This is a genomic window from Bowmanella denitrificans, from assembly GCF_002887595.1.
Taxonomy (GTDB): Bacteria; Pseudomonadota; Gammaproteobacteria; order Enterobacterales; family Alteromonadaceae; genus Bowmanella; species Bowmanella denitrificans.
On sequence record NZ_PEBU01000015.1, the window covers coordinates 116,143 to 136,632 of the forward strand.

Here is a 20,490-nt window from a genome sequence, read left to right on the forward strand (position 1 = left end):
TGGCTTATTCGCCGGACAAGGTTTTTTCCAATGTCAGGATAAAGTCTTTATCCTGCGGTTCGGTGCGGGAGCCGAAGGATTCCACCACGTCTCCCTTGTTGTTGACCAGATATTTATAGAAGTTCCATTTGGGGGTAGTACCGGATTTTTTAGCCAGCATGCGATACAGCGGATCGGCATCATCACCCCGCACGGCAATAGGTTCGAACATGGGGAATTTAACCCCATATGTCAGCTCGCAAAGTTCCGCCGTTTTGGCTTCGTCCTGATCTTCCTGATTAAAGTCGTGGGACGGAAAACCTAACACCACCAGACCTTTATCCTGATAGTCAGCATAGAGTTTTTCCAGGCCCTCAAACTGCGGTGTAAAGCCACAATAACTGGCGGTATTCACAATCAGCAGGGTTTTTCCCTGATAGGCCTGGCACAAATTTACTTCTTCCTGAGAATTCAGCTTACGCTTTACAAATTTAAGCAGGTCAGGGCATTGGTCTGCCATAGCGCTGCCGGCAGCCAGACTGAATAACAAAGCAATCAAACGCGTTTTCATGGTGGTCCTTTTCAATTTGAGGTAAATAAGACTCGTTGTACAACAAGAACTGGGTTTACGCCATTGTCTTTCAACAAGATCAATTAGCATGGCGATTAACGGCACTTTACGTTTTAATAGCTCGTTCACACACCCCATCAGTCACGGGAACATAACAATATGTATAAAACCACAAGATCCTATCTGGTGTTACTGATTTGTGCAGGTCTGAGTGCTTGTGCCACGACCTCACAGACATCAAATACAACGTCAGGTGTACAGACCAAACCGCTGCCACAGCCCATCCAGGCACAGGCTGCTGTCAGTCAGGGCGACGATATAATTCGTCTTGAGCAAATCATGGCAGATCCGGACTGGATGGGGCGTTTCCCCGAGAACCCATACTGGGGGCTGGACAGTCAATCCGTGCGTTATGAACGAAAGCGCGAAGGCAGTCCGGTCAATGATCTCTGGCAAGCCTCTGTCCGACAGCAAGGTAATGGCAGCATTGTACCTCTGGGCGAGCGGCATCTTACCGATAACGGTAACCGAATCGTTAACCAGGATGCCACAAAAGCGGCCTGGGTGTTTGAGGGCAACCTGTTTGTCAAAGATCTTAAAACCGCTCAGGTGACCCAGCTCACCCGCAGCAGTGACGGGGTGCAGCGCCCTATGTTCCTGTTGGACGGACGTATCGCCTATCAAAGTGGTGACAGTATTCTGGCTATTGATGTGCAAAGTGGTTTGACCCGCCAACTGGTCAGTTGGAAATTTGCCGACAAGCCAAAGGCCGTGCAGGAGCCTAAAGACTATCTGGCCAAAAAGCAGCTGAAGCTGATTCAGTATGTCAACAAGGAACGGGCAGAGCGTCAGGCCAGATTCGATCATCAGCAGGAACTGCAAGCTGAGAATGCCAGTCTGACCCCTCAGCCATTCTATCTGGCCACACAATTTAAGACCGCTGAAGCCAGCCTGTCCCCCGATGGAAAACGCCTGGTCCTGGCCATAGAAAAAGATGAACCCAGCCGTGATGATAATGACATCATGCCCAATTACATTGGTGAAGATGGCCGTATCAAATCGGAAGCGGTGCGCCGTAAAGTGGCGGATGCCAAACCGCGAAACCAGGAATTGTGGTTACTGGATTTGCAGTCAGGCAGCCAGATGCAACTGAGCTATCAGGAACTGCCTGGATACAATGAAGATGTGCTGGCCGACGTGAAAAGCGAAAATGCCAGAGCCAACGGAGAGAAATATCAGCCTAACCGTTTACCGCGAGACATCGGCCTGATTACTGACTGGTACTGGAGCGAGAGTGCGATTAAATGGCACGCCAATGGTCAGCAGGTGGCGGTCATGCTCAAAGCCTGGGACAACAAAGACCGCTGGATTGCCACAGTGGATCTGGCCAAAGGTAAGCTGGTAACACAGCACAGATTGCATGATAAGGCCTGGGTAAATTACAGATTTAACAGCTTTGGCTGGTTGAATCACAGCGAAACCCTGTATTTCCTGTCGGAGCAATCCGGGTATGCGCAGTTGTATCGCCAGGAACTGGGGGGCAAAGAGCTGGCCCTGACCTTTGGTGACTACGAGGTGGACAAGCTGACCCTGACCCGTGACGATAAATTTATCTACTTCCGGGCGAATATCAAACACCCAGGTATTTACGAAATTTACCGGGTTAATCTGCAAAGTGGCGACATTGAAGCCCTGACTGATTTGGGCGGTGACAACGAATACGTGCTTAGCCCGGATGAACAGAGCCTGTTGCTTACCCACAGCCAGGTGACCCGTCCGCCAGAGTTGTATGTGCAGGCCGCGCAGGTTGGTGCCAAACCCATGCAATTGACTAACACGGTCAGTGAGGCTTTTAAAGCCATGCCCTGGGTTGCGCCCAAAGTGGTTCCGGTGCCTTCCAGCCATGGCAGCCAGCCGGTCTATGCCAAGGTTTATCTGCCTGCAGATTATCAGCAAGGGCAAAAACGCAAAGCGGTTATCTTTAACCACGGTGCCGGTTATTTGCAAAATTCCCACCTTGGTTGGTCAGGCTACTTCCGTGAATTTATGTTCCATAGCATGTTGGTACAACAGGGCTATGTGGTGATGGACATGGATTACCGTGCGTCAGCTGGTTATGGCCGTGACTGGCGCACCGCTATTTATCGTCAGATGGGCACACCGGAAATCCAGGATCTGCAGGATGGCGTGAACTGGTTGGGTGCCAATGCCAATGTGGACACTCAGCGCATTTGTACCTATGGTGGCTCATACGGCGGGTTTATGACCTTTATGGCGTTGTTTACCAGCCCGGAGCTGTTCCAGTGTGGGGCGGCCTTGCGCCCGGTAACAGACTGGGCTTACTACAATACGCCTTACACGGCCAATATTCTTAACACACCGCAGGTGGATGATATTGCCTATCAGCGCAGTTCGCCGATTTATTATGCAGAAGGGCTCAATAAGCCGCTGCTGATCAATGCGCCTATGGTGGATAATAACGTGTTTTTTGTGGATGTGGTCAGACTGGTACAGCGTTTAATTGAACTGGAAAAAACCGATTTTGAAACGGCTATCTATCCGGTTGAATCCCATGGATTCCGTCAGCCCAGTTCGTGGCTGGATGAATATCGACGCATTTATAAGCTGTTCGAGGAAAACCTCAACTAATCCGGTCTGCATTTCAGCCCCGCGATTGCGGGGCTTTTGTTTGAATGTAGGGAGCAAAATATGAAAATAGCTTTGATTGGTCTGGGGGATATTGCGCAAAAGGCTTATCTGCCGCTTTTACATCACTGGCCACAGGTGGAGTGGCTCTTTTGCAGCCGCAACCCTCAGGTGCTGGCCAGCCTGGCTGCGCAGTACCGGATTGTAGACAGCTATACCGATTACCAACAATTGCCTGAGCTGGATGCGGTAATGATCCATAGTGCCACCGCAAGCCATCTTGAACTGGCGGCGCATTTCCTGGCTCGCCGTGTGGCGGTTTTTGTCGATAAGCCTTTGTGTGACAACTATGCTGATTGTGAAAGGCTGTACGCGCTGGCTGCCCGCTTTAATGTCCCCTTGTTTGTGGGCTTCAATCGCCGCTACCTGCCTTTGCTGCACCAACAAACCGGTGCCGCATTAGCCAATGGCACCGGCATCCGCAATATGCGCTGGGAAAAGCACCGCCATAACCAGCCCGGAGATATCCGCACTTTTGTGTTTGACGATTTCATTCATGCTCTGGATGGGGTAAACCTCAGTGGCAGGGTGGACCCCGCGGATATGCAGATATACAGTCAGATGGACGGGCAGCAGTTAGCCCGCCTGGATTGTCATTGGTATGCAGACGGCGGTATGTATCATGCGTCAATGGACAGATGTTATGGCATGACCTGTGAACGTATTGTGCTTGGCCAGCTTAATCAAACCCTGGAGCTGGATGGTTTTCTGCGAGGTACCAGATGGTCGGAAAATCGCGCAGAGCAACTTGCGCTGGCCGACTGGACGCCGATGCTACATAGCAAAGGCTTTTATGCCATGTTGGTGCATTGGCTGGAGGTGGTAAAAAGCGGCAGACTGGCTGACGAGGTAATTGCGCGTAACCTCAACAGCCACAGACTATGTGAAGAAATCTGCCAACGCTTAACCAGGGCGTGCTGACCTTTTAGCTATTCTTTCGGGGCATACTGAGCAAATACTTCAGCGCCGGTCATATTGTGGGTTTGATTGGCAAAGCTGTAATAATGTGGTTTTTCATCGATAAAAATCTGATGATCCAAGGTAAAGTCAGATGACACTTCGAACAGGCCGGCCGAGACAATATGCTGATTATTTTGTTTCAGCCGGTAAAACAGCGCACTGCCACATTTTTTGCAAAACGCCCGCTCTGCCCAGTCTGATGAGCTAAAGCGCTCAACATTTTGCTCACCCGTAACTGTGAGTTCTGTACCAGCGTCAACCGCCAGAAAAGGACCGCCTACCCATTGCCTGCACATACTGCAGTGGCAAACGCCGACCTTTTGTTCAACCTGGCCTGTCACTGAGACGGCTCCACATAAACACTGACCCTTTGCGGAAATTTTCATCTGGTTCTCCTTTTTTTGATGAAAGGGGTTAAGACACTGGCAGCCAGTGCCAGCATCCCTGCCAGCGCACCGAAAAGGTGTGCATCAATGGCAACATTGGCGTTGATAAGCTTTGCCACTTCCTGGCTGGGACCTGCCCATTGTTCATATAATACTTTGCCCCATAATCCCATCAGCAGCAACCAGCCAGATTTTATGCCGTGGCGAATATCCATACCTGCACCCCAGACAAACAAACCATGCAGAATCCCTGACAGGCCTACGTACCGAATAAGCTCGGGCGAACCCCAATACAAACCAATGCTGCAAATCAAGGCACAAAAGAGCATTAAGCCCAGGTAGGGAAAAAACCGGTAGTAATGGCCATGCAAAGCCCACAACAGCAACATCCCGGCTGCATTTAGCAATAAATGATTAAAGTTAGTGTGCAGCAGATGTCCGCTTAACAGGCGCCACCATTCACCGCTTTGCAGCAGGGTACGAGCATATGTCAGATGCACCTGACTCCATGGCTCCAGGAAAAAAAGCAGGAAGCTGAGGAGCAGCACAAGCAGCGGGCCACTGAATTGTTGTGGCTGGCAAGGCAGTTTGAGCATAACTAAATGATTCTGCGTAATTTTGCATATAATACGGTGCGAAAAACCAAAATGGAAACTGGCCCAGTCATAGCCGGGGCTGGTAAAGTGACAGAAAAATGACTGAGTAATAGCATGTCTGACATCCTGCTGAAAAAAGAATCCCAGGTGCTTAAGATCCTGATTAACCGGCCGCACAAGAAAAATGCGTTGTCGATGCCAATGTATCAACACATGGCCATGGCTATTGAACAAGCCAAAGAAGATAACGAAATACGCGCCATTTTGATTGCCTCGACGGCAGATGATTTTACGGCGGGGAATGATTTAGCGGACTTTGCCGATTTTTCCGAACATGAGCAGATTGGCGACACAGTGCGCTTTATGAATGCACTGATGCATTGCCCTCTACCTGTGGTGGCCAAAGTGCAGGGCCTGGCTGTCGGCATAGGTACAACCATGCTGCTGCATTGCGATCTTGTTTATTGTGCAGACAACAGTCGTTTTTCACTACCTTTTATCAATCTGGGTCTGGTACCTGAATATGCTTCCAGTTTCCTGCTGCCTAAATTGGCCGGTCATGCAAAGGCCGCCCAGTGGTTGATGTTAGGGGAATCCTTTAATGCTGAAGATGCAAAAGCCTTCGGTATGGTGAATCAGGTTTTTAACCTTGACCAGCTGAATATTGAGGTTGAAAAGGTATTGGCAAAGCTGGTGGCGAAACCCCGCCAGGCGATGGCACTGACCAAGGCACTGATGAAGTCCAATCTGGAAGAGGTAAATTTACATATGAACGAGGAATTGGACTTTTTTATTGAACAATTGCGCACACCTGCAGCCAAAGAAGCATTTGCTGCCTTTTTACAAAAGCGTCAGCCCGATCCGGATATTTACAACTAATTATTATCAGCTATCGCGAGTTTTATACTTTGAAGGGGAAAGGTTTGTTTAGAGTCGGGTTTTTTCTGAGCTTGATGTTATGTATGCCTGTGGCTTTAGGACAGGGTAAGGTACTTGAGGACAGAGAGCCAGAAGCGGCCACTGGATTTGCCAATAAATCGGCTGTAGTGGCAAAAGAGTTTATGGTCAGTGCGGCGAATCCATATGCTGCCTGGGCGGGAAAGAAGGCTTTGATGCAAGGAGGCAGTGCTATTGACGCTGCGATTGCTGTGCAAGCGATGTTAACTCTGGTTGAACCCCAAAGTTCGGGGATTGGCGGTGGTGCATTTATTCTTTACTGGGACAACGCTGCACAGACGCTTTATACCTATGACGGCAGGGAAACCGCTCCTCGGCAAACCAACGCGGCACATTTTTTACAAGATGGAAAGCCTATTCCCTGGCGCGATGCCATAGTGGGAGGTAGGGCAGTGGGGGTGCCGGGTGTATTACGTGCGTTGGAAATGGCCCATCAGAAGCACGGTAAATTACCCTGGATAAGCTTATTCCGCGATGCGGCCATAGCGGCTGAGGAAGGATTTAAAGTCTCGCCGCGTCTGGCAAGGTTAGTGGCTATGGAACTGCATCCCGGTCTGAAAGAGTTTATTGCCAGCAAAAATTACTTCTACCCGGATGGTAAGCCTATTCAGGCTGGTGTGATCCGTAAGAACTTGCCACTGGCCCGCACCTTCAACACCATTGCCGAAAAAGGCGCTGACGCTTTTTATCAAGGCGAGCTGGCGGAGCGGATTGTTGCAGCGGTACAAAAAGCCAGTATCAACCCCGGTACACTGACCATGGCGGACTTGCAGGAATATAAAGCCAAGGCCCGCAGTCCGCTGTGTGGCGGTTATCGCAGTTACCGGGTGTGTGGTATGGCCCCCCCCAGTTCCGGCGGTGTGGCTACTTTGCAGATCCTGCGGATGCTGGAAGGTTTTGAGATGGGCCGTTTTGCCCCAAACGATCCCCAGGCACTGCATTTATTTACCCAGGCTTCCCGACTGGCATTTGCGGACAGGGAGAAATTCTCTGCTGATCCGGAGTTCTTCAGCCACCCAGTGGCAGCGATGATCAGCGGTTCTTATATTAAAGATCGCGCCAAGGCGATAAAGCCAGGTCAGGATATGGGCAAAGCTTTTGCTGGCGACCCGTTTCCACATGAAAAACTGGCCAGAGATAATGCCTATGAACTGCCTAATACCAGTCATATCTCTATTGTGGATGGCCAGGGCAATGCCTTGTCGATGACCACCAGTATTGAGATGGCCTTTGGCTCAGGCTTGATGGTAGAAGGATTTCTGCTTAACAACCAGATGACCGATTTTTCTTTTGTGCCGGAAGTAAACCGTGCATTGGTGGCGAACAGGGTGGAACCGGGCAAAAGACCACGTAGTTCCATGAGTCCGACTATGGTGTTTAACAAGCAGGGCGAGCTGTACCTGGTGGTGGGCTCCCCTGGTGGTAGCCGTATTATTGACTATGTAGCACAGACCTTGGTGGGGGTGTTGGACTGGCGGCTGGACATTCAACAAGCCATTAACCTGCCGAAAATCACTAACCGTAACGACTACACGGCGCTGGAAAAAGGCACAAGCCTCGAACAACATGCCGCTGAGTTTGAAAAATGGGGGCATAAAGTGCAGGTACAGGATCTCAACAGTGGTCTGCACGGTATTATGCTACTGGATGATAAGTTGATTGGTGGCGCAGACCCAAGGCGTGAAGGTGTCGCTGTCGGCTTATAATGGCTTTGGTGACCCGCCGTTGGCGGGTCTTTTCGTAGTGCGTGTACCGGGTATGCTAACTTCTTGCCTATATTACGCGTGAGCCCGGCCTCACTATCAACCCGATTGTTAGCACTTTGCTATTCCCTGCACCCGCTCCCAATGCGATAAACAATAAAACCGCCAGGAACAGTTGGCAGACTGTTCCAATTGCATAACGAAGTGTGACAGCCGAAATTCTTCTTGTTTTGTCAGCAAATGTCACCTCAGTGTCGGATTATTTTTCAACTTCATCCTCTTATATTTTTGGTTGAAATTTAACCTTTTGTTTTCGTTGTAGTAATTTGTGCTGGTGTAATTCTTGCTCACTGGCTGACGTCGTATCTTCGCGGCCACCAGCAGGTTTTCGGTTGGCCATATCTTATGACCAGGGTTTGGTCGCGGTTTTTGCCAGGCCCTCATAAAAGGAATTTAGGATGATTAATAAAGCACTGGGTCTGACGGCCCTGTTGTTAACCTCCTGTCACTGTCTGGCTGATGTGCCTGCTGCACAAGATGGTGACCGTGCTCAGGAAGCCAGCAGACAATTTAGTATTTTGTCGCGCTCTTCCCCATTTGACCCACCCACGACTAACAGCTTTGTGGCCGACGCTGGCCCTGGACTCGATACTGGCTGTACATTCAATAATAGTCCCGAACACCCGCTGATGATTGACGTTATGATCGATAAAGCGGTCGGGCCGGTGGATGCCAATGGATATCTGCAGGATGCCAATGCATTGATTGCTCAGGGCATTATTCCCTCCACCGTCGGTATCCTGATGCCAGCTTATGATGTGGACGTTAATGGCAGTCCACCGCCAGAGCGTAATGAAGTGGTGTTCAACGGCGAGTCTCTGGGCACCCTGACCGGTGACAACGGCATTTGGAAGCTGAATAACTTTACCGTGGATGTGCGCAAGCTGAAATTTCCCGCTCCTGGTAGTGGCGCGTCACAGGCTAACCGGGTGCAAATCAATATTGATACGCTGTCTTCCGGTCGCTGGTGTACTGCTATTGATTGGGTGGCGCTGAACCTGGAAATCAAACCCGTGGTTGCCCTGACACTGACCCCCAGCAATGGCAATCCGGTCTGGAAAGATGCTGCCACCCAAGTGACGGAGATTTTCTCCCAAAGCCTGGATGCGGCCTGCAATCTTAGCGACGACACGTCCTCAGCCGCCGATAAGCCTTTCTCTGCAGCCAGCGATACAGCACTGGTAGATGTGGATACGCAGTTAAGTTCCTGTCCCAATGATTTGCTTGATGATGCTGAGGTCCAGGCACAGTGGGCAATTCAAGGTACCTCCAAGCAGGGCAGTACGTCCTGGACCGGGGCGTCAGGTACAGTGTCTCTGGATGTGCCAGCAGAAATTGGCGCTTACAGTGTTACCTTTGATTACGAGGTCAATGGTGAGGCACTGCCAACCGTCACCCGTACCTTGTATGTGACTAAAAGTGCACCGACCATTGGTCGCCCTTTGGCTTATTGGTATGAGCAAGCCACTGACTGGGCCAATGGTGAGACAAGTGAAACACAGATCCTCAATAAAGTGTTGCAAGGCGTCTACAGTTACGGCAACAGTCATTGGGAGTATGGTTATCATTTTGGCGCTGCAACCAAATGCGATTGGCAACAATTGATGGCCGATCCGATTACCTGCAATTACTCCGATTGTTACGTCTTCAGTGATGTATTTGAAAATATGTCAGGTCTATTGGGCGTCAGTGGACTTAATCCCGTGCGCAAAGTGGGAAGCGGTGCAAGAGGTAGCTTTATTACCAATGCCACGCCATCGCTGGATCCGGCATTTCCTGGCAGTGCTAAGCCTGTTGGCGGTAGCTACGACAGATACCTGTTTTCCAGCCACAGCCTGAGATTAAGAAGTGCCACTTACTATGATGCCACCTTTAACGGTCGGTATAGCAGTGATAGTGAGTTTATCGCCTGGAACATTGAATCCGTGGCGTCGGATGCCAGGGGGCCGCACTTTACAACCCTTGAGGGGGCAAAAGTTTATCCGTTCTCGCCTGCAGTGCCGACCAAATATGAAACTGCCTGGGGGGCATATGAGTATTTAGCTCCGGTACCTATTGCGCCCATTGCACCACTTGTTTCAGCTCCAGAGCCTGAAGCAGTTGCAGTGGTGGCCGAAGCGCAGTTTGAGTCCATTGATGATGACGCTAATGGCGTATACGAGCAACTTCAGGCCAGAGTGATGGTGGATTTCCCCTCTGGTGGTTTCTACTTTATTCAGGCCTCGTTGCATAAAGGTGGATTACTGATAGCGAATCAAAGCCAGTTTGATGACTCAAGACCAGTTAGCCTGTTTTTCGATGTGGCAGGTGCTGGGCTGCATGAAGTGAGCTTGCGTTTCTCTGGTCAGCAAATTCTTGATTCTGGTGTAGATGGCCCTTATGAGGTCAGATTGCAAGGCGTTGGACCTGCGGGCACCAATCTGGAAGTCACCGCCGTGTCATCCGCTTTAGACCATACCACCTTCGGTGAGAAACCTGTGGCAGTGCTTGGCGGGACTGACAACGCAGTCGACCTGGACAGCGACGGTCTGTTTGACCTGCTCAGTGTTGCTGTGGAGCTACGTGCGTTTAACCCCGGTGACTATCAGGTTAAAGCGACTCTGCTTGGCATGGGCGGTACCATACAGAACTTGTTGGTCCCTGTGACGCTTACTCAGGGCGTACAGAGCTTGAAGTTGGATTTCCAAGGGGTGGCAATTTACCGTGCGCAAACCGATGGCCCTTATGAAATAGTGGTCAATGTTACCGAGGATGACACCACGGTGGCCAGTTTGGTGTTGAATAGCCAGTCATATCAATATCTGCAATTTGAAGGATTGCTCGAGTTCAACGGTAATCTGCTGGCGCAGGGACTGGATACTAATAGCAATGGCAAATTTGAGCAGTTGCAAGTGGAGATCCCGGTGCTAACCCGTACTACCGGCAACTTCCAGATTCGTGCCACCCTTAAAGACAGCAGCGCTAATAAGTCTATCGTGGCCAGCCAGAATGTACGCTTTGACAACAGTGCGATGACACTCAGCTTCCTGTTTGACGGGCTTTCAATTCATGATTTGCAAATGGATGGACCTTATTCACTGACCCTGGTGTTAAGCCAGGATGCCAATGATTATGTGTCTGATGTGGTGTTGGTACCACAAATGACCCAGGCATTCAGTTATGAAGAGTTTGAAAGTGCAGGGCAAAACCAGTTGCTGAAGTTAAATGGCAACAACAGTGATCAAGGCATTGATAACAATGGCAACAGCCTGTTTGACATTCTGCAGGCAAGAATAGGCATTGATGTGGCCGCCGCGGGTACTTATACCTGGTCCGCCAGTTTGACCGACGTCAATGGCAACGACATAGAGATTGTATCCAGTCAGGGCTATCTGAACCTGGGAAGCCAGTCAATGACCTTTAACTTCTCGGGGCAGGCCATTGGCAGCAATGGTGTGGCCGGTCCGTACTTCGTTAAGAACCTGCTGGTGTTTAGTAATGCCGGTGCCAACCTGGTGTCTACCGAAGGCTCAATGACTCAGGCCTATGCCGCCAGCCAGTTTGAAGGCTATAGCGGGCAGGTGGAAGGCGATTTGGACAGTGACGGCGATGTGGACCGGCAGGACCTGCAGGTTTTGATGGGCCAGTTAAACCAACCGGTTGATAGCCAAAATCAGGCCATGGATCTGAATCTGGATGGCGTGATCAGCATACTGGACGCACGTTTGCTAAGACTGCGCTGCACACGCGCCATGTGTGCAACTGAATAGCCATCTGGCTTGCCCGGGGAGGCAGTGTGCCTCCCCGGATTTTATTTCAACCAAAAAGGACAGAAAATGAAAAAACTCAATTTCCTTAAGGCCTTGCTGGGACTGACGGCACTGATTACCTGTGGTATCAGTCAGGCGGCGCTAATCACCGTTGTGCCGTCGCAAAGCACGGTGTCAACCGGACAAAATATCAATCTGGATATTGTTATCAGTCAATTGGCCCCTGGGGGCGCCCCCTCGCTGTCGGGCTTCGATATCACGTTATCGTTTAACAACAGCCTCGCGGGGTTAGATACCAGCGATACCGACAGCGATGGCGTATTCGACGCAGTAGCAATTGATCCTGCCAGCCAACTGGATTTATTTGGTCTTGGCCTGAATATCCTGGGCACCAGGCTGCTGGCACCAGGCCAGCTACAAATTTTTGATTTATCTTTTGATTTGCCCACCGATCTTAACGATTTCCAGGCTAACAGCTTTGTGCTGGCCAGTCTGACGCTGGCCGCTCAGAGCCCTGGGTTGGTGGACTTTGTTTTGAATATCAATGGATTGGCCGATGGCATGGGTAATGCCATTAGCAGTCAGGTTAATAATGCCTCAGTGCTTATTGAAGGTAGCACGGCTATTGATGAACCCTCGGCATTATTACTGTTGCTTTTGGGGATGATTTTACTCAGCCGTCGGCATAGAGCGGGGAAATATATCTCTGCATAAAGCCATCTTTAACCACAGAGACACAGGGAACACAGAGTTTTCTGGGGCATATATTTTCCTGTGCTCTCTGCGGTGTAGCGGTGAGTGATGTTCTCCTCGTGTTTCTTATGATCTTTATGGTGATATTGGCGTTTTTAAAATTTGTACCGCCACGAAGAACACGAAAAGCACGAAGGAAGCATAAGTCAATTTACCAAACAGCAAAGGTCAACTGGATAAAGTACAAGGTGATACTTGGCGAAGTGGCCAATCCTGAAGCAAAATGACGAACTGTCTTCTGATACTTCACAATTTATGCAAAACCCGGTAGTTATTTGTGTGGCGTTGCTGATTTGCAGCAATCTGTTTATGACGTTTGCCTGGTATGGTCATTTGAAAGGTATGAACAGCAAACCCTGGCTGATCGCGGCACTGGTGAGTTGGGGAATTGCATTATTTGAATACTTGTTGCAGGTGCCAGCTAATCGTATCGGATACACCGCAATGTCGGTAGGGCAGCTTAAAATTATTCAGGAAGTGATTACCTTAAGCCTGTTTGTGCCCTTTGCGGTGTTTTATCTTAAAGAGCCATTAAAACTGGATTACTTGTGGGCCGGACTGTGCCTTATGGGCGCGGTGTTTTTTATGTTCCGGGATAAGCTGGCCTGATATTGTATGAAGGGCCATCTGGCCCTTACATAAACTTATCAACTTCTATTTCGTCTATTTTCCAGTCGCCGCTGATTTTAATCAGGTTAACGGTGCGCAGGTCCTCTTTTTTGTCACCATGATCGGTACCGGTGAAAAAGATGACTACGCTGGCTTTATCGGCAAACTCCGAACGCATCCTGTTGTTGCCGGAGTCCACCATCATTTCAACCTTTTCATAGGTCAGATTCAGTACATGGCGCTGAAAGTTACGATTGGTTTTGTAGTTGCGGATCAGTCGGGCCATTTTCGGTGAACTGATGCGTAGCACGTCTTCCATGCTTTCGTCATGGTAAACATGGTCAAAGAACTCGATGGCGGTGTACTCCGGTGTACCGGATTCCATCATGCCATAGCGGCCCACACCTTCGCGTTTTTCAGCCTTATCACAGGCCGTCAGCAGTAACGTGGCGGCGCTTAGCACAATTATTAGCAGGTGTTTGTACATCGTTATATTAATTTTTGACCCTGATGAGTCAAAGTCTGCAAGCAACGGCTAAAAAAGTAAAGCAGCCATCTTTCAGAAATAAAAAAGGCGCCCAGAGGCGCCGTAGTGACCATTGACCTTTTAAATAAGGTCAATGGTCACTAAAGGGAGACGGAATTACTGTTCCAGTTCGGCGTCGGTAAAGGCACCGGCAAACAGCGGGCTGGACAGGTAACGCTCGGCGGAGCTTGGCAGGATCACCACAATGGTTTTATCGGCGTTTTCAGGTTTCTCAGCCAGACGCTTAGCCGCAACCACAGCGGCACCGGATGAAATACCGGCCAGAATTCCTTCTTCGCGCATCAGACGGTGGGCCATTTCCATGGCTTCGTCATTGCCAACCTGTTCAACCTGATCCACCAAGGCCAGATCCAGGTTGCCCGGAATAAAACCTGCGCCTATACCCTGAATCTTGTGTGGCCCTGGGGTGAGCTCCTGACCAGCTTTGGCCTGGCTTATCACAGGGGAGTCGGTTGGCTCCACCGCCACAGACAAAATAGCTTTACCTCGGGTGTTTTTAAGGTAACGGCTTACACCGGTAATCGTGCCACCGGTACCCACACCTGCGACAAAAATATCGACCTGACCGTCAGTGCCTTCCCAGATTTCCGGGCCGGTGGTTTTTTCATGCACTTCTGGGTTGGCCGGGTTGTCGAACTGTTGCAGCATCACATATTTGGATGGATCGGAATCAACAATTTCCTGCGCTTTGGCAATAGCGCCTTTCATGCCCTTAGGGCCTTCGGTCAGCACCAGGTTAGCACCTAAGGCCTTAAGCAGTTTGCGACGCTCCAGACTCATGGTACTAGGCATGGTCAGGGTCAGTTTATAACCGCGGGAGGCAGCCACAAAGGCCAGGGCAATCCCGGTATTGCCACTGGTGGGCTCAACCAGTTCTTTGTCTTTGGTCAGCACACCGCGTTTTTCTGCATCCCACACCATATTGGCACCAATACGGCATTTTACGCTGAAGCTGGGGTTGCGGGCTTCAATCTTGGCGTACACCTTGCCGCCAGTTACCCGGTTAAGCTTAACCAGTGGGGTATTGCCGATGGACTCGGAATTGTCTTTAAATACTTGCATGGTGATTCCTTGCTTAAAGAACAGCGCCAGGCACTATTCTGGAATTTCTGGCCCCAAGATGGGGAATGTTTACTAGATTAAGGCTCTGGCACTAAAAACAAACTGCTTTTTCGCTATATGATATTGTGAATATTCACAATCCAATAAAGGTAGTCCATGTCCTTTACCGGTACAGACCAATATATCGCCAGTAAGGAACTGCAACTGGCTGTTAATGCCGCCATCCGTCTTGAACGTCCGCTTTTGATTAAAGGGGAACCGGGTACAGGTAAAACCCTGCTGGCCGAGGAAGTGGCTAAAAGTCTGGATACGCCCTTATATGCCTGGCACATCAAGTCCACCACCAAAGCCCAACAAGGGCTGTACGAATATGATGCCGTATCGCGCTTGCGTGACTCGCAATTAGGTGACGCCAAAGTACAGGATATTGGTAACTACATTGTCAAGGGCAAGCTCTGGCAGGTTTTCGAAGCGCCGAAACGGCCGGTACTGCTGATTGATGAAATCGATAAGGCGGATATTGAGTTTCCCAACGACCTGCTTCTGGAGCTGGATCGTATGGAATTCCATGTGTATGAAACCCGCCAGACCATTAAGGCAGCGCAGCGTCCGGTGGTGATCATTACCTCCAACAATGAAAAAGAGCTGCCGGATGCCTTTTTACGCCGCTGTTTCTTTCATTACATCCGCTTTCCTGATGCAGACGAAATGCGTCGTATTGTGGAGGTGCACTTTCCGAAACTTAAACAAGCCCTGCTTAGCCAGGCGCTGGAGACATTTTTTAATCTTCGCGAAATACCCGGACTAAAGAAAAAGCCGTCCACCTCGGAGCTGATCGACTGGCTTAAATTGTTGGTGGCCGAAGACATTCCAGCCGAAGCCCTGCGAAGTAAAGACAACAAGCAGGCGATTCCGCCGTTGTATGGTGCGCTGCTGAAGAACGAACAGGATATCCACCTGTTTGAAAAGCTGGCATTTATGGCCAGACGCTGATGCTGGTTGGGTTCTTCTTCCGTTTGCGCCAGCATGGTCTGCCCGTCAGTCTGCGTGAACTGCTGGACCTGCTTGGAGCTTTGCAGCAAGGTCTGGTGTTTGCCGATATGCAGGCGTTTTATTATTTGTCCCGCACTGTGCTGGTGAAGGACGAAAGCCAGTACGATAAATTTGACCGCGCATTTGCCGACTATTTTAACGGGGTGCAAAGCCTGGATTTGTTCGCGGACATTCCCGACGACTGGCTTCGTAGGGAAATAAACCGGCACTTCAGTGAAGAAGAAAAACGCCGGATCCAGGCCCTGGGCGGGTTGGAAAAATTGATGGAAACCCTGCGTGAGCGCTTGCAAGAGCAGCAAAAACGCCACCAGGGCGGCAATAAGTGGATAGGTACCGGCGGCACATCGCCTTTTGGTGCCTATGGCTATAACCCTGAAGGAGTGCGAATCGGCCAGGACGGCAATCGTCAGTTCAGCGCGGTGAAAGTCTGGGACAAACGTGAATTTGCTAATCTGGATGCGGATGTAGAACTTGGCACCCGCAATCTTAAAATCGCCCTGCGTAAGTTACGCCAGTTTGCCAGGGTGGGGGCCAGCGAAGAGTTGGATCTACCTCAGACTATAGCGGCTACGGCAAAAAATGCCGGCATGCTCGACTTACATATGCAGCCGCTACGGCACAACAGTATCAAGTTACTGATGTTTTTTGATGTCGGCGGCTCAATGGACATGCACGTGCAGGCTTGTGAAGAACTGTTTTCGGCGGCCAGAAGCGAGTTTAAACATCTTGAGTATTTTTACTTTCATAACTGCGTTTATGAAGGGGTGTGGCAGGATAACCGCCGACGCGACGAACGTCTGCCGGTCTGGGATATCATGCACAAATATGCGGCGGACTATAAAGTGATTTTTGTCGGGGATGCGGCCATGGGGCCTTATGAAATTACCTATCCCGGCGGCAGTGTTGAACACTGGAACGAAGAACCGGGAGCACTGTGGCTGCAACGCCTGCTGGGGCATTTTCGTCACAGCGTGTGGTTGTGCCCCAATCCCCAACAACAATGGCATTATTATGCCTCGGTGAATATTATCCGCCAACTAATGGAACAGCGATTCTATCCCATGACCTTACAAGGCATTACCGACGCCATTAAAAAATTGCAGGAAAAACAATAATGACGCAAGGCGCACAACATACACAGTTAACCCAGAATGAAACCCGTGAAATCATTACCCCATATGCTTTTAAGGTGGCAGATGACTTGCTGGGCACGGCGCTGGCCAGCCCGATGCGCCGCGGCATCGCTATTTTGCTGGATTTACTGATTATTGTGTTGCTCACCGGCGTGGACAGTATGATTCTCGCTGCCTTGTTCTGTTGGATGTTCTGGCGAGCTTCTAATAAGCTGCATGCCCGCCAGCCGGAAAAAAAACGCAGTAACCTAGCATTGCGTATTGCCTCGGTGTCGATGCTGTTTATTTTTGCCATCGGCCTGATTGAGGTGTTAAAGCCTGAATCGGAGTTCGCTTCTGATGACCAGGAAATCAGCGCGGAGCAAGGATTGGTGGTGGTGGCTCTGACTGCCAAACACCTGGGAAATATTGGTTCGCTGCAACGTGAGATTGCCAGTGGTGCCTGCCAGCCAGCGCTGGATTGCTGGACGCCCGCTGGGCAGAGCCTGGTAGATGATCTGGCCAAGGCCAGTTTGCCCAAGCAGAGCGCAAAGGAGCTGATCAAGGAGTTTGTCAGAGCCACCACTGATAGTCTGGATAAAATTCAGCGTGATGCCCTGAAAGAAGACCTGATAGCCCGCTACCAAACGCTTGAAGTAGTGCAACCTGAGTCGCCGCCCAAGACTGAAAATCTACCCCCTGTTGTCACGCCGCAGCCAGATAAGGAAAAAAATACAGACAGTGATTTTAGTCTTATCACCTTGGCTAAAACACTGGCCGAAGACCTTGGATTGGGCTTTGGCTGGGCGGCGTTTTATTTCTCGGTATTTACCGCCTGGTGGCAAGGGCAAACCCCGGCCAAGCGTTTACTGGGTATCAAGGTTATAAAACTTGATGGCAGCAGCCTTAACCTGTGGGAAAGCTTTGGCCGCTATGGTGGCTATGGCGCCGGTGTTGCTACCGGCTTGCTGGGTTTTTTGCAAATTTATTGGGATGCCAACCGCCAGGCTATTCAGGACAAGATTTCTGAAACCCTGGTGATTGATCTGAAAAAACCGAAAGTTGCGCTTAGCGGGCAACAAGTAGCTACACTGGAACAACAAGCGGAGCAAGCCAAACTGCCCGCGCAACCTCAACCCATCACAAAGGGATAATTTCGATGAAGAGTAAGTTGAATCTGATCCTGGCCGGCATTGTTGCCAGCAGCACGACAGCCACCGCCGATACCTTGATCACCTCTGTGGATCAGGATGGCGCAACCACCAGGATCTACGTATCAGCGGGGAAAACCGGTGCGGTAAATGAAAGTGGCCAGACCGATTTTATTTACGACGGCAACAAAGGCGAAATGATTGCTCTGAACCATGAGGAAAAGGGCTATCTACAAATGGACGAACAAGCGATGGCCAAAATGGCCAGTGGGCTTAACCAGATGCAGCAACAAATGATGAGTATGATGCAGGAGCAGATGGCCGATATGAGTCCCGAAGAGCGCGAGCAAATGCGCCAGATGATGGGCAGCATGATGCCGGGCATGGACAACAAAAAAGAAGCATTGCGTATCGATGAAACGGGCAAGTCAGACAAAGTCAACGAGCATAGCTGCAAGTGGGTCAGCGTATATAACGACAAGACCTTGCTGAGCGAAGCCTGTGTGGTGACATTATCGAACCTTGATATCGACAAGGACGATTTTGAGACCCTGTCTGCCTTTTTGAATAAAATGAGTCAGTTTGCCGGCCAGTTTGGCGCCCAGGATGAGATGATGCTGAATCAGCATTTATTTGCCAACAAGCTGTTGCCAGTGCAAATCAGGGAACATGGTGAAGAGGGCGCGCAAACCACCACGCTTAGCTTTAAGAAACAGGCGGTGTCTGCCAATATTTTTCAGATCCCAGCGGGGTATACGTTGCAGCAGATGCCTGCCATGCCAGAGTATTAGCGGCTAAATAAGGCAAACGGCTGCAGGATTGCGGCCAATGCTGGCTGACCAAACAAGCAGACCTGCTACCATCGACAGTTGAACATCCACCCTATAGACAATAAGAAAGCTTATGTTAGTGACAAGACAAATCGCCAAGCCACCTCTGTTGCTGCTGGCGCTGATTTTCAGCCTGTTTGCCCAGGCGAATAGCCGCGACATTGAAGTGGACCATAAAGTGGTCACTGAGCATAAAACCCTGATTGAAGGGCAGCGGGTGAGTTACTCTGCAACCACCGGCACGCAACCTGTGTGGGACAACGAAGGCAAAGCCATTGCCAGCTTGTTTTATACCTATTATCAGCGCACGGATATCAAGGACCAAAGCAGCCGGCCATTGGTGATTTCGTTTAATGGTGGCCCCGGCTCCGCGTCGGTGTGGATGCACATTGCCTATACCGGCCCGCGCATCCTGAAAATTGATGACGAAGGCTACCCGGTGCAACCCTATGGTATCGATAGCAACCCCTATTCGATTCTGGATGTTGCTGACATTGTGTTTGTTAACCCGGTCAATACCGGCTATAGCCGTGTGCTGAAGAATGCCGAGGGTAAATTACCGCCTAAAGATAAGCAGCAGGAGCAGTTTTTTGGTGTCAATGCCGACATCAAATACCTGGCGGAATGGGTCAATACCTTTGTCAGTCGCAATAACCGCTGGCTGTCGCCTAAATTTTTAATTGGTGAAAGCTATGGTACCACCCGGGTATCCGGCCTGGCACTGGAGCTACAAAATAGCCAGTGGATGTACCTCAATGGCGTGATTCTGGTGTCTCCCACCGATATCGGCATTGAACGAAACGGTCCGGTAAAAGCCGCCAATCGCTTACCTTACTTTGCCGCCACCGCCTGGCATCATGGCAAGCTGGACAAAGAACTTCAGGCGCTGGATTTAGAAGCGCTACTGCCGCAGGTGGAAGAATTTACCCTTAACCGCTTGATCCCAGCCCTGGCCAAAGGTGGTTTTATTGATGCACAGGAAAAAGCCGCGATTATCAGTCAAATGGCCCGTTATTCCGGCTTAAGTGAACAGGTTATCGCGCAAAGCAATCTGGATGTCAGCACCGCGTTTTTCTGGAAAGAACTGCTGCGTAATGAAAGCAAAACCCTGGGGCGCCTGGACAGTCGCTATCTGGGCATTGATGCCAAGGATGTGGGCGACAAGCCCGACTACTGGGCAGAACTGACGTCCTGGCTGCACTCTTTTACCCCCGCCATAAATTACTATCTGCGCGAGGAACTCAATTATAAAACCGACATTAAATACAATATGTTCGGTCCGGTGCATCCCTGGGATCGCAGTGACAACAAAACCGGCGAGAACCTTCGTCAGGCCATGGCGCAAAACCCCTACCTGAAAGTGCTGATCCAATCCGGCTACTATGACGGCGCCACCAACTATTTTGATGCCAAATACAATATGTGGCACCTGGACCCCAGCGGCAGAATGAAGCAGCGCCTGAGTTTTAAGGGCTATCGCAGTGGTCATATGATGTATTTGCGCCGCGAAGACCTGAAAGCCTCTAACCAGGATCTTCGCGAATTTATCCGCGCCGCCTTGCCAGCCAAGGAACAACCGGCGCGTTATCCCAGATAAGATTCCACTTTTATTCATTCGCCCCGTTTTATCGGGGCTTTTTTATACCTTTTGCTTGCAACAGACATTATTAGCGCACATAAGGTATTAACTGGTATATCCAAAAACT

The 20,490-nt window shown here is 50.2% G+C and carries 17 protein-coding genes; 12 read left to right on the forward strand and 5 right to left on the reverse strand.

Annotated features, from left to right (window positions below):
* Nucleotides 1-4 precede the first annotated feature (4 nt).
* Nucleotides 5-550, reverse strand: a complete 546-nt coding sequence (locus CSR04_RS22000; protein ID WP_102798489.1) for a glutathione peroxidase — start codon at nt 548-550, stop codon at nt 5-7.
* A 159-nt stretch (nt 551-709) separates the two neighbouring features.
* On the opposite strand from CSR04_RS22000, the gene CSR04_RS22005 reads away from it, so the two are divergent.
* Together CSR04_RS22005 and CSR04_RS22010 are read left to right on the forward strand one after the other, a co-directional pair.
* On the forward strand, nt 710-3,199 hold the full coding sequence (locus tag CSR04_RS22005) for a S9 family peptidase (RefSeq protein WP_102798490.1): 2,490 nt from the start codon (nt 710-712) through the stop codon (nt 3,197-3,199).
* Between the two features lie 60 nt (nt 3,200-3,259).
* Nucleotides 3,260-4,177, forward strand: coding sequence for a Gfo/Idh/MocA family protein (locus tag CSR04_RS22010; protein WP_102798491.1), 918 nt, complete (start codon nt 3,260-3,262; stop codon nt 4,175-4,177).
* Nucleotides 4,178-4,185: 8 nt separating this feature from the next.
* Here CSR04_RS22010 and CSR04_RS22015 read toward each other — a convergent pair whose 3' ends face one another.
* Nucleotides 4,186-4,602 carry a GFA family protein gene (locus CSR04_RS22015; protein ID WP_102798492.1) on the reverse strand — a complete coding sequence of 139 codons (417 nt, stop codon included), beginning with the start codon at nt 4,600-4,602 and terminating at the stop codon, nt 4,186-4,188.
* Entirely contained in the window at nt 4,599-5,102 is a 504-nt protein-coding gene (gene rrtA / locus CSR04_RS22020; RefSeq protein ID WP_342751425.1) for a rhombosortase, read from the reverse strand. Before rrtA ends, CSR04_RS22015 begins: the two co-directional genes overlap by 4 nt.
* Before the next feature lie 210 nt (nt 5,103-5,312).
* Between rrtA and CSR04_RS22025 the strand changes: the two genes are divergently transcribed.
* The 5 genes from CSR04_RS22025 to CSR04_RS22045 all read left to right on the forward strand — a co-directional run bounded on the left by CSR04_RS22025 (nt 5,313) and on the right by CSR04_RS22045 (nt 13,029).
* On the forward strand, nt 5,313-6,077 hold the full coding sequence (locus CSR04_RS22025) for an enoyl-CoA hydratase (RefSeq protein ID WP_102798494.1): 765 nt from the start codon (nt 5,313-5,315) through the stop codon (nt 6,075-6,077).
* An 83-nt stretch (nt 6,078-6,160) separates the two neighbouring features.
* On the forward strand, nt 6,161-7,861 hold the full coding sequence (gene ggt / locus CSR04_RS22030; protein ID WP_245921819.1) for a gamma-glutamyltransferase: 1,701 nt from the start codon (nt 6,161-6,163) through the stop codon (nt 7,859-7,861).
* Nucleotides 7,862-8,316: 455 nt separating this feature from the next.
* Nucleotides 8,317-11,667: a dockerin type I domain-containing protein gene (locus CSR04_RS22035; RefSeq protein ID WP_102798495.1), complete on the forward strand. Its 3,351-nt coding sequence runs from the start codon at nt 8,317-8,319 to the stop codon at nt 11,665-11,667.
* 66 nt (nt 11,668-11,733) lie between these two features.
* Nucleotides 11,734-12,381, forward strand: a complete 648-nt coding sequence (locus CSR04_RS22040) for a hypothetical protein (protein WP_102798496.1) — start codon at nt 11,734-11,736, stop codon at nt 12,379-12,381.
* Between the two features lie 294 nt (nt 12,382-12,675).
* Entirely contained in the window at nt 12,676-13,029 is a 354-nt protein-coding gene (locus CSR04_RS22045; protein WP_102798524.1) for a DMT family protein, read from the forward strand.
* A 25-nt stretch (nt 13,030-13,054) separates the two neighbouring features.
* On the opposite strand, the gene CSR04_RS22050 is transcribed toward CSR04_RS22045, so the two are convergent.
* Together CSR04_RS22050 and cysK are read right to left on the reverse strand one after the other, a co-directional pair.
* Nucleotides 13,055-13,516: a hypothetical protein gene (locus CSR04_RS22050; RefSeq protein WP_102798497.1), complete on the reverse strand. Its 462-nt coding sequence runs from the start codon at nt 13,514-13,516 to the stop codon at nt 13,055-13,057.
* Between the two features lie 156 nt (nt 13,517-13,672).
* Complete coding sequence (cysK, locus tag CSR04_RS22055) at nt 13,673-14,638, reverse strand: cysteine synthase A (protein ID WP_102798498.1); 966 nt, start codon at nt 14,636-14,638, stop codon at nt 13,673-13,675.
* A 156-nt stretch (nt 14,639-14,794) separates the two neighbouring features.
* On the opposite strand from cysK, the gene CSR04_RS22060 reads away from it, so the two are divergent.
* The 5 genes from CSR04_RS22060 (at nt 14,795) to CSR04_RS22080 (ending at nt 20,381) form a co-directional block, all read left to right on the forward strand.
* Entirely contained in the window at nt 14,795-15,631 is an 837-nt protein-coding gene (locus CSR04_RS22060) for an AAA family ATPase (protein ID WP_102798499.1), read from the forward strand.
* Nucleotides 15,631-16,806, forward strand: a complete 1,176-nt coding sequence (locus tag CSR04_RS22065; RefSeq protein ID WP_102798500.1) for a vWA domain-containing protein — start codon at nt 15,631-15,633, stop codon at nt 16,804-16,806. The genes CSR04_RS22060 and CSR04_RS22065 overlap by 1 nt, the downstream gene beginning before the upstream one ends.
* Entirely contained in the window at nt 16,806-17,957 is a 1,152-nt protein-coding gene (locus tag CSR04_RS22070; RefSeq protein WP_102798501.1) for an RDD family protein, read from the forward strand. Before CSR04_RS22065 ends, CSR04_RS22070 begins: the two co-directional genes overlap by 1 nt.
* Nucleotides 17,958-17,962: 5 nt before the next feature.
* Nucleotides 17,963-18,745 (forward strand): DUF4412 domain-containing protein, encoded by a 783-nt coding sequence (locus tag CSR04_RS22075; RefSeq protein ID WP_102798502.1) that lies wholly within the window; start codon nt 17,963-17,965, stop codon nt 18,743-18,745.
* A 112-nt stretch (nt 18,746-18,857) separates the two neighbouring features.
* Nucleotides 18,858-20,381 (forward strand): S10 family peptidase, encoded by a 1,524-nt coding sequence (locus CSR04_RS22080; RefSeq protein ID WP_102798503.1) that lies wholly within the window; start codon nt 18,858-18,860, stop codon nt 20,379-20,381.
* Nucleotides 20,382-20,490 lie beyond the last annotated feature (109 nt).

Coding starts and splice junctions, on each gene's coding strand:
- cysK (WP_102798498.1), bottom strand. CDS start 14,638: ATGCAAGTATTTAAAGACAATTCCGAGTCCATCGGCAATACCCCACTG.
- ggt (WP_245921819.1), top strand. CDS start 6,161: ATGCCTGTGGCTTTAGGACAGGGTAAGGTACTTGAGGACAGAGAGCCA.
- CSR04_RS22000 (WP_102798489.1), bottom strand. CDS start 550: ATGAAAACGCGTTTGATTGCTTTGTTATTCAGTCTGGCTGCCGGCAGC.
- CSR04_RS22045 (WP_102798524.1), top strand. CDS start 12,676: ATGCAAAACCCGGTAGTTATTTGTGTGGCGTTGCTGATTTGCAGCAAT.
- CSR04_RS22070 (WP_102798501.1), top strand. CDS start 16,806: ATGACGCAAGGCGCACAACATACACAGTTAACCCAGAATGAAACCCGT.
- CSR04_RS22040 (WP_102798496.1), top strand. CDS start 11,734: ATGAAAAAACTCAATTTCCTTAAGGCCTTGCTGGGACTGACGGCACTG.
- CSR04_RS22010 (WP_102798491.1), top strand. CDS start 3,260: ATGAAAATAGCTTTGATTGGTCTGGGGGATATTGCGCAAAAGGCTTAT.
- CSR04_RS22015 (WP_102798492.1), bottom strand. CDS start 4,602: ATGAAAATTTCCGCAAAGGGTCAGTGTTTATGTGGAGCCGTCTCAGTG.
- CSR04_RS22005 (WP_102798490.1), top strand. CDS start 710: ATGTATAAAACCACAAGATCCTATCTGGTGTTACTGATTTGTGCAGGT.
- CSR04_RS22025 (WP_102798494.1), top strand. CDS start 5,313: ATGTCTGACATCCTGCTGAAAAAAGAATCCCAGGTGCTTAAGATCCTG.
- CSR04_RS22060 (WP_102798499.1), top strand. CDS start 14,795: ATGTCCTTTACCGGTACAGACCAATATATCGCCAGTAAGGAACTGCAA.
- CSR04_RS22080 (WP_102798503.1), top strand. CDS start 18,858: ATGTTAGTGACAAGACAAATCGCCAAGCCACCTCTGTTGCTGCTGGCG.
- CSR04_RS22050 (WP_102798497.1), bottom strand. CDS start 13,516: ATGTACAAACACCTGCTAATAATTGTGCTAAGCGCCGCCACGTTACTG.
- CSR04_RS22035 (WP_102798495.1), top strand. CDS start 8,317: ATGATTAATAAAGCACTGGGTCTGACGGCCCTGTTGTTAACCTCCTGT.
- CSR04_RS22075 (WP_102798502.1), top strand. CDS start 17,963: ATGAAGAGTAAGTTGAATCTGATCCTGGCCGGCATTGTTGCCAGCAGC.
- CSR04_RS22065 (WP_102798500.1), top strand. CDS start 15,631: ATGCTGGTTGGGTTCTTCTTCCGTTTGCGCCAGCATGGTCTGCCCGTC.